General features: G+C 59.3%; 17 protein-coding genes. 11 read left to right on the forward strand and 6 right to left on the reverse strand.

The genetic code is table 11. The features are described 5' to 3' along the window. Positions 1 to 15: 15 nt before the first annotated feature. From ACFLEY_RS37790 to ACFLEY_RS37805, 4 genes are all read left to right on the forward strand, one after another. Positions 16 to 1,131, forward strand: coding sequence for a baseplate J/gp47 family protein (locus ACFLEY_RS37790; protein ID WP_082756647.1), 1,116 nt, complete (start codon positions 16 to 18; stop codon positions 1,129 to 1,131). After that, the gene (locus ACFLEY_RS37795; RefSeq protein WP_171901256.1) at positions 1,128 to 1,547 is read left to right on the forward strand and encodes a putative phage tail protein; all 420 of its coding nucleotides are present in this window, start codon (positions 1,128 to 1,130) and stop codon (positions 1,545 to 1,547) included. Before ACFLEY_RS37790 ends, ACFLEY_RS37795 begins: the two co-directional genes overlap by 4 nt. Further along, positions 1,522 to 1,887: a hypothetical protein gene (locus ACFLEY_RS37800; RefSeq protein WP_211433418.1), complete on the forward strand. Its 366-nt coding sequence runs from the start codon at positions 1,522 to 1,524 to the stop codon at positions 1,885 to 1,887. Before ACFLEY_RS37795 ends, ACFLEY_RS37800 begins: the two co-directional genes overlap by 26 nt. Positions 1,888 to 1,956: 69 nt before the next feature. Then, entirely contained in the window at positions 1,957 to 2,721 is a 765-nt protein-coding gene (locus tag ACFLEY_RS37805) for a hypothetical protein (RefSeq protein ID WP_060911647.1), read from the forward strand. A 201-nt stretch (positions 2,722 to 2,922) separates the two neighbouring features. Here the strand turns inward: ACFLEY_RS37805 and ACFLEY_RS37810 are convergent, their stop codons facing one another. Next, complete coding sequence (locus tag ACFLEY_RS37810; RefSeq protein ID WP_060913053.1) at positions 2,923 to 3,387, reverse strand: RICIN domain-containing protein; 465 nt, start codon at positions 3,385 to 3,387, stop codon at positions 2,923 to 2,925. Between the two features lie 682 nt (positions 3,388 to 4,069). Here ACFLEY_RS37810 and ACFLEY_RS37815 point away from each other — a divergent pair. The 7 genes from ACFLEY_RS37815 (at position 4,070) to ACFLEY_RS37845 (ending at position 8,303) form a co-directional block, all read left to right on the forward strand. Next, positions 4,070 to 4,276 (forward strand): cold-shock protein, encoded by a 207-nt coding sequence (locus ACFLEY_RS37815; protein WP_082756641.1) that lies wholly within the window; start codon positions 4,070 to 4,072, stop codon positions 4,274 to 4,276. Positions 4,277 to 5,274: 998 nt separating this feature from the next. Beyond that, entirely contained in the window at positions 5,275 to 5,562 is a 288-nt protein-coding gene (locus ACFLEY_RS37820; protein WP_171901255.1) for a ribbon-helix-helix domain-containing protein, read from the forward strand. Between the two features lie 67 nt (positions 5,563 to 5,629). Then, positions 5,630 to 6,028, forward strand: a complete 399-nt coding sequence (locus ACFLEY_RS37825; protein ID WP_211433419.1) for a hypothetical protein — start codon at positions 5,630 to 5,632, stop codon at positions 6,026 to 6,028. A 19-nt stretch (positions 6,029 to 6,047) separates the two neighbouring features. Then, a complete protein-coding gene (locus ACFLEY_RS37830) occupies positions 6,048 to 6,263 on the forward strand; it encodes a hypothetical protein (RefSeq protein WP_060911645.1) in 216 nt (71 codons plus the stop codon). 22 nt (positions 6,264 to 6,285) lie between these two features. Continuing rightward, complete coding sequence (locus tag ACFLEY_RS37835) at positions 6,286 to 6,759, forward strand: hypothetical protein (protein ID WP_060911644.1); 474 nt, start codon at positions 6,286 to 6,288, stop codon at positions 6,757 to 6,759. Positions 6,760 to 7,056: 297 nt separating this feature from the next. Continuing rightward, a complete protein-coding gene (locus ACFLEY_RS37840) occupies positions 7,057 to 7,368 on the forward strand; it encodes a hypothetical protein (RefSeq protein WP_171901094.1) in 312 nt (103 codons plus the stop codon). 410 nt (positions 7,369 to 7,778) lie between these two features. After that, the gene (locus ACFLEY_RS37845; protein WP_396604365.1) at positions 7,779 to 8,303 is read left to right on the forward strand and encodes a DNA ligase; all 525 of its coding nucleotides are present in this window, start codon (positions 7,779 to 7,781) and stop codon (positions 8,301 to 8,303) included. A gap of 33 nt (positions 8,304 to 8,336) precedes the next feature. Here ACFLEY_RS37845 and ACFLEY_RS37850 read toward each other — a convergent pair whose 3' ends face one another. The 5 genes from ACFLEY_RS37850 to ACFLEY_RS37870 all read right to left on the reverse strand — a co-directional run bounded on the left by ACFLEY_RS37850 (position 8,337) and on the right by ACFLEY_RS37870 (position 14,778). Continuing rightward, complete coding sequence (locus ACFLEY_RS37850) at positions 8,337 to 8,834, reverse strand: hypothetical protein (protein WP_129557559.1); 498 nt, start codon at positions 8,832 to 8,834, stop codon at positions 8,337 to 8,339. A gap of 14 nt (positions 8,835 to 8,848) precedes the next feature. After that, positions 8,849 to 10,759: an ATP-dependent endonuclease gene (locus ACFLEY_RS37855; protein WP_060911640.1), complete on the reverse strand. Its 1,911-nt coding sequence runs from the start codon at positions 10,757 to 10,759 to the stop codon at positions 8,849 to 8,851. A gap of 388 nt (positions 10,760 to 11,147) precedes the next feature. After that, positions 11,148 to 12,212: an IS630-like element ISRj1 family transposase gene (locus ACFLEY_RS37860; protein WP_026192128.1), complete on the reverse strand. Its 1,065-nt coding sequence runs from the start codon at positions 12,210 to 12,212 to the stop codon at positions 11,148 to 11,150. A 168-nt stretch (positions 12,213 to 12,380) separates the two neighbouring features. Beyond that, positions 12,381 to 12,527: a hypothetical protein gene (locus ACFLEY_RS37865; RefSeq protein ID WP_306421866.1), complete on the reverse strand. Its 147-nt coding sequence runs from the start codon at positions 12,525 to 12,527 to the stop codon at positions 12,381 to 12,383. 592 nt (positions 12,528 to 13,119) lie between these two features. Beyond that, entirely contained in the window at positions 13,120 to 14,778 is a 1,659-nt protein-coding gene (locus tag ACFLEY_RS37870) for an ABC transporter substrate-binding protein (RefSeq protein WP_028173726.1), read from the reverse strand. Positions 14,779 to 14,812 lie beyond the last annotated feature (34 nt).

Below are 14,812 nucleotides of genomic sequence, written 5' to 3' on the forward strand. Positions count from 1 at the left end.
CAGCGAAACAGCGACATGCCATGGTCAACGCCGACATTGCGCGCGGTGCGCGAACTCGTGCGCGATGCGGTCAACGCTTCTTTGCCTGGAGCGGATGCCAACGTTCCGAACAGCGTGCTGCGGGTTCTCTCGGATAACCAGGGCGCGCTCTGCCATCTGACGCTGCAATACGTCGATTGGCTGTCGCTGCAGCTCTTGCCCGACACCGCCGAGACCGAATGGCTGGATCGGCACGGGCAAATCTGGCTGGTCAACGCGGACGGCTCGACCGGCCGCAAGATGGCGACGCTTTCGAGCGGCACCGCGCAATTCCAGGGCATCGTCGATGGCACGGTGATCCCGACCGGGACGCAGCTGCAGAGCGCGGTTGGCCTACCGCTCGATTACAGCTCGCCGAACACTGTAGTGACCTTCGAGACGCTGGAGGACATCGCGGCCTCGGCCGGTGCGCCAGTGACCGGCAACATCCGTGCGGTCGATGCAGGATCATTCGGCAATCTGCCGGACGGCTCGGCGCTGACGATCACGCCTACGATCCCAGGCGTCAGCTCGGTAGCGTTCGGCTACGGCATCACGGGCGGTACCGACACCGAGACCGACGACGAGCTGCGGGCCCGCATCCTGCAGCGCATCCGCAACCCGCCAATGGGCGGCGCGCAAGCGGACTATGTTTCGTGGGCCTCGGCGGTCCCTGGCGTTACGCGGGCCTGGGCCAATGTCGAGCAAGGCATCGGCACCATGACCGTCCGCTTCATGATGGACGACCTGCGCGCCGATAATGATGGTTTCCCGCTCCCGCCCGACGTTGCCGCAGTCGGGGCCTATATCGACAAGATGCGGCCCGTCACCGTGAAGGACTGCTTCGTCGCCGCGCCGATCAAGAACTTCCTCGACCTGACGATAGCCGACCTCAACCCGAACACCGCCGAGTGCCAGGCCGAGATCGAGGCGCAGCTCAAGGACATACTGTTCCGGATGGTCGCCCCTGGACAGACGATCTATTCGGCCTGGATTAGCGCTGCGATCATGCAGGCCCCGAGCGTGATCTCGTTCGATCTCGTCACCAATGACGACTTCGTCATGCCTAACATCGGCAGCACGGCTGTCCTGGGCACGGTGCTGTACGAATGAGTGACCGGCACATCCGCAGGGCGGGCAGCGACTATCGCGACGCCTTCCTCGAGCTGCTGCCGCAGGGCCAGGCGTGGCCTAAGCATTCCATCGACAGCACGCTGTGGCAGGCCTGCGATGGCCTGAACAACTATTGGGGCTACGTCGATGGACGCGCTGCCGATCTGCTGGAGACCGAGAGCGATCCGCGCAAGACGGTCGAGCTGCTGCCCGACTGGGAGCGCAACTGGGGTCTGCCCGATCCTTGCTATACCGCGCCACAGACAATCGCCCAGCGCCAGGCCGCCCTGGTCGCGCATGACGCTGTACGGCTCGCAATCGCGCGAGTTCTACATCAACTTCGCTGCCTTCCTCGGTTACACGATCACCATCACCGAATATCGGCCATTCATGGTCGGCATCGACTGCTGCGGTGATGGCCGCGTCTATGGCGATGGCACCTTCATGCAGGATGCCTGGGGCCGCCGGATCATGGACCCGAACGGCGAGCCCGTCGCGGACGGCGAGCTGGGCGAGTGGCCGAACTACGGCCTTGGGCCTCCAGAGAACCGCTACTACTGGACCGTGCACGTTCATCAAGCGGACCTGCAATGGTTTCGCTGCGCCTCGGGACAGTGCGGTGTTGATCCGCATCTGCGCATCGATCACGCGCCGGACCTTGAGTGCATCGTCGCGCGCTGGAAACCGGCGCACACCGAGATTGTCTACGACTATTCCGGCCTGACGCCTGGCGATCCGATGGCGGGCACGCCTTAGCCGATCCCTTCACCTTCCGACCTGAAACACGGTGCGCCCTTTGGGAGCGCGCCGCGAGAGGACGCGTGCATGAAGTACAACCAGCCTTATGGCGTGAGCGATCCGAAGGCGCCATACATCAACGGCAACCCGGCAACCGGTCAACAAGGCTCGATCCCGCCAGCGGCGTCGATTGAATATCCGCAGCGCGAGATCGTGAACCTGATCGCGGACGCGAACCTCGCCGTGCCCGACAACGGCGACCTTCATCAGCTCGCGAAGGCGGTTCAGAGCCAGCTCCTGATCTCGGACGACGATGCGGGCACTTCGAATGCCTATCAGGTGACGATGACGCCCGCGCCGACCGCGTACTTCAAGTACATGACGGTCATCTGCAAGATCGGCAACACCAACACTGGCGCGTCAGTCCTCAACGTCAATGCGCTGGGACCGAAGCCGATCCGGCATCCCGCCGACAACAGCGAGCTGTCGGCGGGCGAGCTGAAGCAGGGTGCCATCGCGTGCTTCATCTATGACGGCGTCTACTTCCATCTGGTCTGGTCGTCTGGCGGCGCGGCGAGTGTGAGCGGCGGCACCATCTACCTGACGAAGCCGGTGGACTTTTACGTTGACGCCAACATCGGCAACGATACCTACGACGGTCTCTCGGCGGCGTTCACCACCGGCATCCATGGGCCGTTCAGGACGTTGCAGAAGGCGTCGAACACCATCAACCCGTACAATCTGAATGGCTTCGATGTGCGCGTGCATGTCGCCGATGGCAACTACGGTGCGTTCAGACTGCCGTCGCCAAGCGGCACGGGTACGGTGTCGTGGTTGGGCAAGGGGCCATGATCACCGAAATCCTCGCACAAATCCGCGCGCACGGCCGGTGTCGTGCTGTTCGAGGACGTGGTCGTCGAGGCAGCTCCCATCGTTCGCTACATGCAACGATGGTCGCGAGACAAGGTGCGCGCAGAATGTAAATTGGGGTGCGGTGGGGCTAACGCGCGGACCGTCCTGGACGGGGCGCGCATCAGGCCCCCACTGAGCTGACTACTTTGCAACCTTCAGGTCTTCATCCGGGGCAACAACCCTAAGGCTCATCAGAGGCACAAAATTCCACTGTTGAGCTACTGATCCGTTGAATTGGTATAACCAAGCGGGATTTCCGTCTTTCGCGACCCGGTTTTTGTTGTCAATGCACAACTTATTGTCTGCGCCGCTGAGAATGAAGCCGGGGCTCTTGAGCAGTTCCCATTGCTGCTTCTGGTCGGCAGGGTTGTAGACTGCGAGCGACAGTAGGGCTTCCGGAGCGATGCGATCGCCTTGCGGTGCGATTGCGAGCTTACCAGCGCTGGAGTTCAACGTTATGGCTCCTGTGTCATAGCTGAGGTCCCACAGTGTGAAGCGATTTTGCGTACCCTTTGCGCGGAGCACTACCGCAGCGCCGGCCATTTGATCGGACGCGCCAAGTACGTAGTTTGTATCCGCTTTGTACTCGATTAGGTAGATACCCATTTTGACCTCCACGATTTCGATGCACAACTCACAGTTCTTGCACAGCAAGCGTCGTGCCACATAAGTTGGGGCCAAACGGCCAGAGTTTCCTTTGGTTGCACCTTGTGGCGCGCACACCGATCTGCGCCTGCCATGTTGCGAGCATTTTCGTACTAAAGCGGACGACTCCACCCTGCATTCCTAAAACAGGCGTTGGCGCACGGCTGGCAAGCTTGGGTGCTCGGCAGCAATAACTTGTGTGGTACCGCCTTCCAGCTACGACGGAGCAAGGCACGTTTGCGGAAATAACAGCTGCTGAGGACGCACTGGAGGCCAGCCGACACTGATGAACACGACAACAGCGACGTCACGTTCTGCGCGAGGTCTGAAAGACAATCCGGCGACATGCGAACTATCGGGTCGAGCACCTTTCAATTGCTGCACACGGCGCTCGCATCGCATCAAGGCGTTCCAGAACCTACCGACTCCGCCGTGTGCTGCCTCCGAGTAACACCATCGATCGAGCCAGCCTGAGAATGTTGGCAATCGGACGCAATTGTCAGCTTTGCCTCCATTGCCGTCGATTCGAAGCCCACCATCTCTGTAGGATGAGCATTTTCGATCCGGCACGCCGGTTGCTCTGTTCTCGGCTCCATCACCCACCAGCGCATGGACTGAGCGCGGCGGCAAAGGAAGTGATCGTATGGCAACAGGTACTGTGAAGTGGTTTAATGGTCAAAAGGGGTACGGATTTATCGCTCCAGATGACGGTGAAAACGACATTTTTGTTCACATTAGCGCCGTAGAACGGGCTGGTCTCTCGGGTTTGGCAGAAGGCCAAAAGATTTCATATGAAGTCAAAGTCGACCCCAAGCGTGGCAAGAGCAGCGCAGAAAACCTGCGGGCCTGATCACGTCCGCTGTTAATAGATCTCCGCCAAAAATTGCTAAGACGAACAGGCTGCGTTCTTTCAGAGATGACGCAGCGAATTAGGAGTTTGGCACGTCTTTGGACTGGCCATATTCGCCGTCTTTTGCGCCTATATCCGTATTGGGCTTTCGGTCGTAAGTGCAGTAAAGCCACGGCAGCACGGTTTGCAGGTTCGTAGTCCGCGCGTTCGGGAGGAGTTCTGAGCAATTCGGGTTTGATAAGGCGGAGCGTAACCGTGGACACGAAGACTCAGGGGATCAGGGGCCGTTCCTTATCGACCAACGTGTCTTCCGTCTTACGAGCGCGCGCGGATGTTTCGTGTAGGAGACCTCGCAAAAATTATGGGATTGCAATTTTCTTGATGGCAGCAATGGCGTCGCGCGGCTTGAGTGGAAAACAACTGTTGCAAACGTCTAGGTTGTATGCAATCATAGGTCTGCGCCTCAGAAACCTAAGTAAGAACGCATCAGCGCCGATCAATGGGCCATCGCGCTAACACCCGATGGCGGGGGCGGTGCGCCCATGTCCAAGGGACACCCGAAGGCACATTGGCCGTTCACGATTGCGGTTTCTGAGCCTCGGCAGCTCGGTCCGCTACCGGCATCAGAGCTAGAGCAAGATCCATGAACCATCGGCGAATCTCGCGCCGCGCCTTGGCGATCGCTCGCGTCTGCAGCCTCGAAGTGTTGCACGATAACGAATCATCTCAGCAGAGGGCCGACCGGTTGCTAGCGCCGTACAAGCGGCGCAACCGTTGTCCGTCACCAAATGATCTGAGGTTGATTAGGCGACTCTAGGGTCGGGCTCCTCAGCGGCTAGAGTTTAAGCGGCCTGCACTCGATGCTACGAGCGACGACTTGCGTCTCATCGGCGCCATCCCGCTCGAGCGGAACGACGAGGAGGCCGTCCAGCCCGGCAACCATCGCGGTTGCATACGAGCTTACCAGCCGCTCGGCATCTGAGTCCGGCCCCCTGGCGATGCTGAAACATCGTGTTCTTTCGCTTCTAGTGCACGGACGCGGTACCAGCGATCGCACAACTGTTGGCGCAGATGATCTGCACAGCTTCACCCCGCTTGAGGTTCAGCGGCCCAACATGGTGTCCTCGCGCGTCCCGGCCGAAACCATCAGCGCTATCGATCATTTGGCCGCGAAGAACGCCACCACGCGCTCCGATGCTATCAAGCAATTGATCGAGACTCGGGCTGAGGGCGAAGAAGTAAGCAACCCCTCCCGGATATGGTGGGTTAACGGCATCTCCGGATAAAGCTAAAGAGAACAGAATCTCTAGCGGCGTCGACTTTGGACTCGCCGACGGTTGCACGGTTTGCCCGATGCTCAGAATACCTGTTTGGTTTTTGGCTGTATGCTGGACGACAGCAGCGCAGGCAGAAAGCTGCAAAACCATACTCGACGCGACACGTCGGCTCGAATGCTATGATGATGCCTTCAAAGTCGACCATCTTCTCGTCGACATACTCAACAATCCTCATGTAGGCGGCCCACTAGTCACGCTGTGGATCGGCAGAAAACAGGCAGCAGCGAGTCAGACCTCAGCGGACGCAGCAATGTTGACTGCGAAGACCGCAGGTTTTCGCGAGATCGCAAAGTTGCGGATTTCCTGGATGGACACTTTAAGGAATACGCTCGCGGAATATCATGCGATCTTGATGAATTTGGAGGATAGGGAAAGCATAGAGGCCGTATCAGAAGGATCGACGGAAGACAAGTGATGAAGGGGCGAAGATTGTCTTGCTCGGGACACAACTCGATCTGCTGCTGAACAAAGACGAAGCGCTGCAGCGGACACTTTGGGACATCACAGACGAGATCTACAATCTGGAAAAGAGCGCAGATCGCCAGGCGCGAGACGGCCCTCTAATGGAGGCTGGCCGCGCGGTCCTGAAAGCCGAATGGGAGAAAGTGAAGCGGGAGATGCGCAGCGCCGAATTCCAGCCCGGCAAATAGTCGCGAGAGCATCATCACCACTATGACGACCTTGCACATTGAGAAACTAGCGTGGGCTGTCGGTTTGATGGACGGCGCGAAACGCATCATCGCCGCCGATCCTTCCACTGCCACCATTCAGCAAATTGGCCTTTCTCTCTACCTTCTGATTGGGTTCAGCATAGAGAATGCGTTGAAATCTGTAATCGAAGAGAACGGGCAGCTCAGCGGAAAACTAAAACATTCTCACAATCTCAAAGATCTGCTCGTGAAGGTGACAGAGTGTGGATTGTCCCTCACCCCCGAAATTGACGAGTTTATTCGAGATATGTCCCCCTACCATGTCGAGTTTTCGTTTAGATATCCTGAGAAAGCTGGGTGGGTGACCCTCTACAAGCCCGAACCCGCGGTGCGGATGCTTGAGGAGTTCCTCACAATCGTCACCCGCTCGAAAAATCTAGCCGACATTATGGGCTGGACACCAAACATGGACGATTTCTTACGTGGCCCGCGTTGACGGTGTTCATGCTGGGTCCGACGTTCACGCGCGCATTATCACTCGACCTCGTCGGCCCACTTCTCGGGGCGCCAAGGTGGTCAGTCTCGCCTAATCCAAAGGCGACGGCTGGCCACCGCAGTTTGCGGCGCGTGGTAGGGACAGCGCTTCCCGAGGCGTGAGCGCCGAGTCATCGCCGCTGACTTCGCCTGGCAGCGCGGGCGCCGTAGGGCCAGCGTCGGGTTCTCACTCGCCACGGCGCAGAGTTACGTCCGCGCTGCCGCCAGGTCCGCGTGTGGGCCACAGAGCGGAGCAACCATGATGCCCAGATTTATTGCCTCGTACGATCTGAAAGAGACCAGACCAGACCCGCACGAACACTTTCTTACAAATGCGATCGAGTGCGGCTGGTCTCCCTGGATTGTGGATGACGACACTCTATTTACTCTTCCGAACACCACCTTGCAGGGTTCGTTTGTCGATCAGACGCAAGCGGTCGCAGCGCTCAACGCAGCAAGGGCGGAGACGGAAAAAGAGCTTGGGATCACGGTCATAATGGAAAAATGGATCGTCGCCCAATCCGTGATCAATCCAGCCTTTGACTCCAACGAGAAAGAGAAGACTGGCTAGCAGCTAGGCGCGGCATCTCGCTCTCGATACTCGATCTCGCCGATTGAAGCCGCTACGTTCCAGCGCTCAGGAATAAAGGAAGCGGCCAAGGCGCGGCAGTTGGTCTCCGCGGTCATAGCAACAGTCGAGCCCGATCACCACAGTAGTCATCAAGCACGAGGTATGTGTCCTGCTCGGACCCAGGCACAATCGACGGGGAGATACGCATAACGAGAGGCTCCACGATGGGCTGCGGGACCAATCCAACCCGCCGCTCGGGCCGCCGTCAAGGACTCCACAATCCGCCGCCGCGTCCTATATATCAGACCAATGCCCAGCACATTCGAGCCTGCCCTGCCGGTCAAGGCGGCCGAGGTTCCTTCTGGCCCCGACTCGCTCCATGAAATCAAACACGACGGCTACCGGACCGGATGATGTTGATCCGGGAGGCCAAGGTCGTGCGCCTCCGGAGCAAGACCGGCCTGGATTGGTCGAAGCGCTTTCCCTGGATTGTCGAGACCGCGCTGAAGCTGCGCCAGGAGCGGTTCGTGATCGACGGCGAAGCAGTCGTCCTGGGCGTCGACGGGATATCCGATTTCGATGCCCTGCAGTCGGGCAAGCATAATGACGAGGTCCAGCTCTACGCGTTCGACATGCTCGCGGGCGAAGGCGACGACTATCGCAAGCTGCCGCTGTTTCTCCGCAAGCAGAACCTCGCGCAGCTTCTGGTGCGTTACCCCCAGGGCATCCACGCCGCGCCGTTCGAGCAGGGCGAGATGGGGCCCGAGCTATTCCGCGCGGCCTGCAAGATGGGCCTTGAGGGCCTTGTGTCGAAGCATCGCGAGCGCGCGTATCGCGCGGGCCGTTGCGATCATTGGTGCAAGGTCAAGAACCCAGGCCATCCGGCCCATAGCCGCGTCGAGGACGCGCATAGGGCGTCCAAACCCATACTATAAGGATACCAAATAGATCCCGCGAAGGATAGAAAATCAGGCCTGTTTGAAACCTCTCCCAACCCAGAGAAGGCTGTATCCGAGAATAAATAGCACGATACACGGGACGAATGCCCACCCTGCTATCACGCCCGCAGCATGACCCCAGCGGCTCCGCCGCTGATCCCAAAACTGTTGCGCGATGTAGTTCTTGTCCGCTTCGTTGTACTGATCATGCATGTAAAGGCGGCTGCCGTCAGGCATTTCAACTACGGCCATCGAGCGGTCCTTGTCCCATTGGCTTCGGTCTTTCCACTCAACCTCAAAAAATTGGGCGCTTAACTTCTCGACTGACGGCGAACGCATAGTTTCATAGAACGGCTTACTAAAGTCGATCTTCCAAGGCTCTACTCCGCCTTTTGTTGCCCCGGCCGGTTGGAATGTGCCTCGCACTGTGTCTGGCGCGATGATTATGTAAGCGACGAATCCAGCACCGATGATCCAAAGAACTGAGATCAGAACCCAAGCGCGAAACAATCCCCGACCGATGTTCATTGTGTGTCGCTAACTTAGGTGCCGAGAGTAGAGTTGATGCGCTGAAACAGGCTTTCAAATCTAGTCAGCGTCTCTGGTGCAAGCGTCGGCAGGATACTCGGATAATTCTTAAGCAGCGCTGTTGCGGGAAGGCCATGGTCGTATCGATCAACCTTCAAAAGCCGAGTGAGCCTGTTGACGATCGGGTCTTTTCCAACCAGATCGGCGACCTTGAAGGACTTGGCGAACGCCTCATTGAAAAGCCTGAGGTATTCTTCTGGCGCAAATAGGTCTTCCACGTCGCCGACTTTGGTCCCGATAATTTCTCCGATCGCAATCAATCGGGTGCCCCTCAGCAGTCCCTGCTGCGTCAGGTGTTGAAGTCGCTGATTTCCCTCTTTTCGGGAGTCGATGAGAACCGTTAGTTCGAGGTGATTTCCCAACAAAGCCACGAAGGATGGGATGAGGTCAGCACCTCCGACCGGGATAATCGACCACTTCGGGTCCAGACCGGTTCGCCCCATGCTCGCCAGATGCGTCGAAAGCAGATTCAGATAAGTGAAATCGGATGTGCCTTCCACAATGAGGTTGTGCGGCGCAATGAAGAGATGCTGGACCATGTCGTAGCCCAGCGCGCCCTGTAGCGGAAACAGCGTGTCGCGGTCCGTAGACAGGACATTGGAGGTAATCCGTGACCCGATCTCACGGCCGCCGTCTTGAACGAGCCTCACACGTTCCAGCTTGCCCGGTTGCACCATGAAGGGTGAATGGGTCGTGTAGATAACGGGGCATCGCTTGCTCAAGCGTTCGTCAATGAACCGAAGAAAATCTGCTTGTGCACGAGCGTGCAGACCGAGACCGGGTTCGTCGAGGAGAATGATAACGGGCGAGCTGTTGTTCTCGTACTCCGAAAACGCGGCGAGGAACGAAAAGAACCAACGAAATCCGGTCGAGCGCTCGTCGAACGACAACGAGAGCAGGTGACGGTTATCGTATAGTCGAATCTTTAGCTCGTCCAACACCTGCTGCTGACCGTTGGAGGTCGGCTCTTGCTTCAAAGTCATATCGACTTCAGTGCGCAATTCGGGGTTGGTGCTCCAAAACGCGAGAACTTGGTGAGTTATCGCGTTGGCGATATTCTCAAGCTCTCGCTTTCGGGTTTCGTAATCCGGGTTGAGCAAGTATTCATTATCCGCCCCGCCCAGTGCGAGCAGAGCGCGCGCCGTCAATTCCCCCGGATTCAAGTCCCTCTTTTTTTTGTCCAACAACTGGCGGATTTTTACGGACGCGGGGAGTTGGCTGTAGTCATCGAAATAGAAGAATTGAGGCAATCGAGGCAGAAGAAGGTCCCAGAACCTCTCGCCGATCGATGGGCATTCTCCAAGAGCCTTGGTTCGGGCGTCTGCTAAATTGCTGGCCAATGTGCGATCGGCCGCCGTCTGAGCCTCATCAGCATGTGTGCTGCTGCCGAGCGTTTCGATGAGCTTATTGAGATCATCAACGCTAGTCGGAGTTGGGCCTCCGGTCAGAAGCCCACTCGCGATATGAGCGACTACAGAAGGCTCGTTAATCTCGGCGTCCCATCGAAACTCATTGCCGTAGGTTCGTGAAATCGTGATTGTCGTGTTTTTGAGAACACCTCGGCCGAGCGCTTCCTCGACCGGTTCGAGGTCCGACTTTTCAAGCTCGAAAGTGCACGCGACTGGGCAGTGCTCGTCTAGATTTTTCTGGCGTCGATGCTGCTTCTCCAGCCAAGCGGGGTATTGGCGTTGTGCGTTGAAGTTCACATTAGGCTGCGCGGGATTAAATCGATGCAGCGCTTGTAGGAACGCCGTCTTGCCCGACTCATTCTTGCCAACCACGCAGGTGACATCGGACTGAATGGCTACAGTCCCCGATTTGAGAATGTTTTTGAAGTGATCGACCTCAACACTCACCAGCTTCACGGCTCAGCCCCCGAATTGCGCGTTTTCGTCATTCCAAGCGGAGCCCTTCTACCATGGGTTACCCTGTGGCTCTTGAAGCGAAGTCAGGCTTTCCCCACCATTTCTCGAGCCGGGAGGCTCTCTCGCCCCCTTGGATTTGCTGCGGGACACCGCCCAGAAGGGCCGCTGGCCTTGGGTTGGGCGGCGCGGTCGGCGAACGCACCAGCGGCCGAACATGGCGGCGTTGTCCCCGTCTCACTGGAAGGTAGCAATTCACCGATGGCCGAAGGCGATCCCATCCGCATCATCCCTCACCGTGGTGTAGACGACGACTGCGGAAGCCTTGAAGTATGGTTCGCGGACGGACGAAAGTCGGTCAGATTCTACTGGGACAACCTAGTACCCGGAATCAGAGCTGAGTGATACGGCGGCCTTTGAAACGGCGTTGACGGACCTTTTTCTTGGTCCAGACGAAGGGCTCGGCTCTGTCGTTGTATGCGTTGACGTAGGCATCGATGTGTTCCTGAAGCTGCTTGAGGCTCGTGAAGGAGGTGCCGCTGAGCGACTGCCCCTGCAAGATGGAAAACCATACTTCGACCTGATTGAGCCATGACGCACTTGTCGGCGTGAAATGAAATTGCACGTTGGGGTGGGCCTTGAGCCAGTCCTCGTTCTTTTTATGGGTGTTGAGGTTGTCGAGGATGACGTGAAGCTTGCGGTTCGGAAAAGCCGCGGTGACGCTGTTCATGAAATCGAGAAACTCGACGCGGCGCCGGCGTTTTGAATGGGTCGCGATGATCTTTCCGGTGGCGACTTCGAGCGCCGCAAACAATGTTGTGGTGCCATGCCGCTTGTAATCGTGGCTTTGGCCGGTCAAGGCGCGGCCATTGGGCAACTTCAGATAACCCTGCGCTCGCTCCAAAGCCTGGATCGAGGGCTTCTCGTCCACGCACAGCACAATGGCCTTCGCCGGCGGCGCGACATAGAGGCCGACAACATCGGCGGCTTTGGCCGTAAAGTTCGGGTCGTTGCTCTCGCACCAGGACTTGCGAGCCACCAGGTCAATCTTGTGGCTGCGCAGGAACCGCCAGACATATTGGACATCGACATCGCCCAGCGCCTCGGCCAGCAGGGGGCCGGTCCAGCGCGCAAACCCTTGCGGTGGCGGCTTATCCAGCAGCTTCAGAATCCGCTTGTCGGTCGTCTTCGTATAGATCGGCTGCTTGCCAGGCCGCGGCTTGTCTTGCAGCCCTTCAAGGCCATGGTCGGCATAGCGATGCCGCCAAAGGCTGACAATCCGCGGCTGGACCCCAACTTCCTTGGCGATCGACCGGGTGCTGCGCCCATCCGCCGCCAACAGAACTATCCGCGCCCGCTTCAAATCGCGCTGCAACGTCACCGGTGAGCGACAGCACGCCTCAAGCACCTTGCGATCTTTCCTCGAAAGGTGGACTTCTCTTGCTTCGGGTATCATCCCGACCTTGAATCACGACTCACGTTCCAAGAAAAGTGGGTACTAGTCTCACGCAGGTTGAACCCGAGCACCCTCACGCGACAGGATGCCATCGAGAAAGCAACAGCGCTGGCGAAGGCTGAGATGGACAAGCTCGACGACCCCGAGTGAACGCCCCGCCATTTTCGATCACCGAACAACCCGATAAGCCTTCGCCCGTTTCCGTCGCGGCGCGGGCGTCGTCTTCGCGCCGTGTCGGTTGATCGCCCGCATCATCCCGATCCGCGCCATCATCTCCGGGCCGTCGCGCTCAGCGACGAGCAGCAGCGTCTCCATCGCCGCCTGCCACTCTGCCGCGTCGTGCTCGGCCTGCGGCAGCTCGGTGATGTACTCGGCGGCATCGCGCAGCGTGAGCAGCTTGCGACCATCCGGCAGGAGGATCGGATCGAAGAATCGTGTAGATCAGCCCATCGCTTGATCGTAGCAGAGGATCGGCAGCGCGCCCCGCCTGTGCTTTCCAAGGCCGAGACACTGGGCCCGCCGCGCGAACGGATCAGCGGCCTTCCAAAGGGTCCGGCGGATCGGGACACAACGTCGAGATCGGCGAGAAAGCGCACCGGTCCCGGCACAGTGGGCGGATCACGAGGCAATGCAGAAATGCAGGGAATCATTGCAGAATTGCTATTCCCGACACCTGACGGACACTCGCGGGGTTAGCCATTGAGAGTGTTGCGTTTTTCGCGGAAATCGGCTTCCCCTTGTGGGAGAAGGTGGCGCGAAGCGCCGGATGAGGGGTTCTATCCGCGGTTACAGCATTATCGAATGAGAGAGAGGGTCACTCGCGGAGAGAGACCCCTCACCCGGCTTCGCTATCGCGAAGCCACCCTCTCCCACAAGGGGAGAGGGTACAGCGTGCGTGTGGCGCGAACTACTGCATCGACACCAGCGAGAAGTCGATGAACCAGCTCTTCGGCTGCACGACGCCTGTGACCTTCGGGCTGATGGCGCGGGGGCCGACGTCGTGGGCGACGTAGAGGAAGGCGGCGTCGTCGACGGAAGCCGCGTGCAGCTCGGCGAGCGCGGCATCACGCGCGGCGGGATCGAAGGTCTGGCGCGCCTTCTTCACCAGTTCGTCGAACTTGGGATTGTTGATGAAACCCCAATTGTTCGAGACCGGCGGCGCCATGCCCGATTGCAGGAAGCGCACCAGTGCGAAGAACGGGTCCATCGCCGCATAGGTGACGTTGGTCGCGTTGGAGCCGTTGGCCGAGGGATCCTTGGCGCCGCGGCGCCAGTTGGTGAACAGCGTGTTCCACTCGATGACGTCGAGCTTCACGTCGAAATAGCATTCGGCGAGCGCCTGCTGGAGATATTCGTTCATCGGCAGCGGCTGCATCTGGCCCGAGCCGGAGGCCGAGGTCTGGATCTTCACCTCGAGCTTCTTGTTCGGGCCGAAGCCGGCCTCCTGCATCAGCTTCTGCGCGGCCGCCTTGTCATACTTGATCTCGAAAGCCGGCTTGCCGCGCCAGGGATGGCCGGGCTCGAAGGTGCCGGTCGCAGGCACCATCAGGCCGGCGAGCAGGCCGTCCTTGAGGCCTTCGCGATCGACGCAGAGGTTGGCCGCCTTGCGCACGCGGATATCGTTCCAGGGCGAGCCTTCGATGCGCGAGAACTGCCACGGCCAGACATGCGGCTGCTCGTTCGCATAGAGCTTGAAGCCGCGCTGCTTGAGCTCGGGCAGCGCGTCCGGCGCGGGCGCCTCGACCCAATCGACCTGCCCGGAGAGCAGCGCCGCGGTGCGGGCGTTCGCCTCCGGCATCGGCAACAGCACCATCTTGTCGACCTTGGGCACGCGCGCCTTGTCCCAATAGCTCGCATTCTTGACCAGCTCGAGCCGCTCACGCGGGGTGAAGCTCGCCATCTTCCACGGGCCGGTGCCCGCGGCATCCTTCGCAAAGGCAGTCCAGGCGGCCTGCGACTTGGCCTTGGCGTCGGCGCCTTCCGCCTTGTCATAGAAATGCTGCCACTTCGCCGGGCTCGCCATGAAGAGGTTGGTGAGATTGATCGGCAGGAAGCTGTCGGGCTCCTTGGTGGTGAGTTCGACCGTCATGTCGTCGATCTTCTTCGCGGAAGCCAGCGTCGGCATGCGCGAGGCGGTGACGCCGACCTGGCTGGCGTCGAACTGCGGCGCATCCTGCTTCAGCACCTTCTCGACGTTCCACACCACGGCGTCCGCATTGAACGGCGAGCCATCATGGAAGGTGACGCCGGGGCGCAGCTTGAAGGTCCATTTGGTCTTGTCGGCATCGTCGACCTTCCACTCGGTGGCAAGCCCGGGGATCACCACGCTCGGCTTGTCGGCGGAGGACAGGTCCCAGCCGGTCAGCGCGTCATACATGGTGAGGCCGGTGAAGCGGTTGCCTTCAAAGCCCTGATCGGGCTGGCCCAGCGTGCGCGGAATATCGGCAGCGGTCATGCCGATGCGCAGCACCGTTTCCGCGCTGGCCACACGCGGCCATGCGGCGGCACTGCCGAGCGCCAGCAACGCGATCAGCGCCGCGCGGGTCTTGTTGTTCTTGATCAGCATCGTCTCAGTCCTCTTCCGGCTTTCAATGACTAAT

Origin of the sequence: Bradyrhizobium sp. YCK136 (assembly GCF_044570075.1) — a bacterium.
GTDB lineage: Bacteria > Pseudomonadota > Alphaproteobacteria > Rhizobiales > Xanthobacteraceae > Bradyrhizobium > Bradyrhizobium diazoefficiens.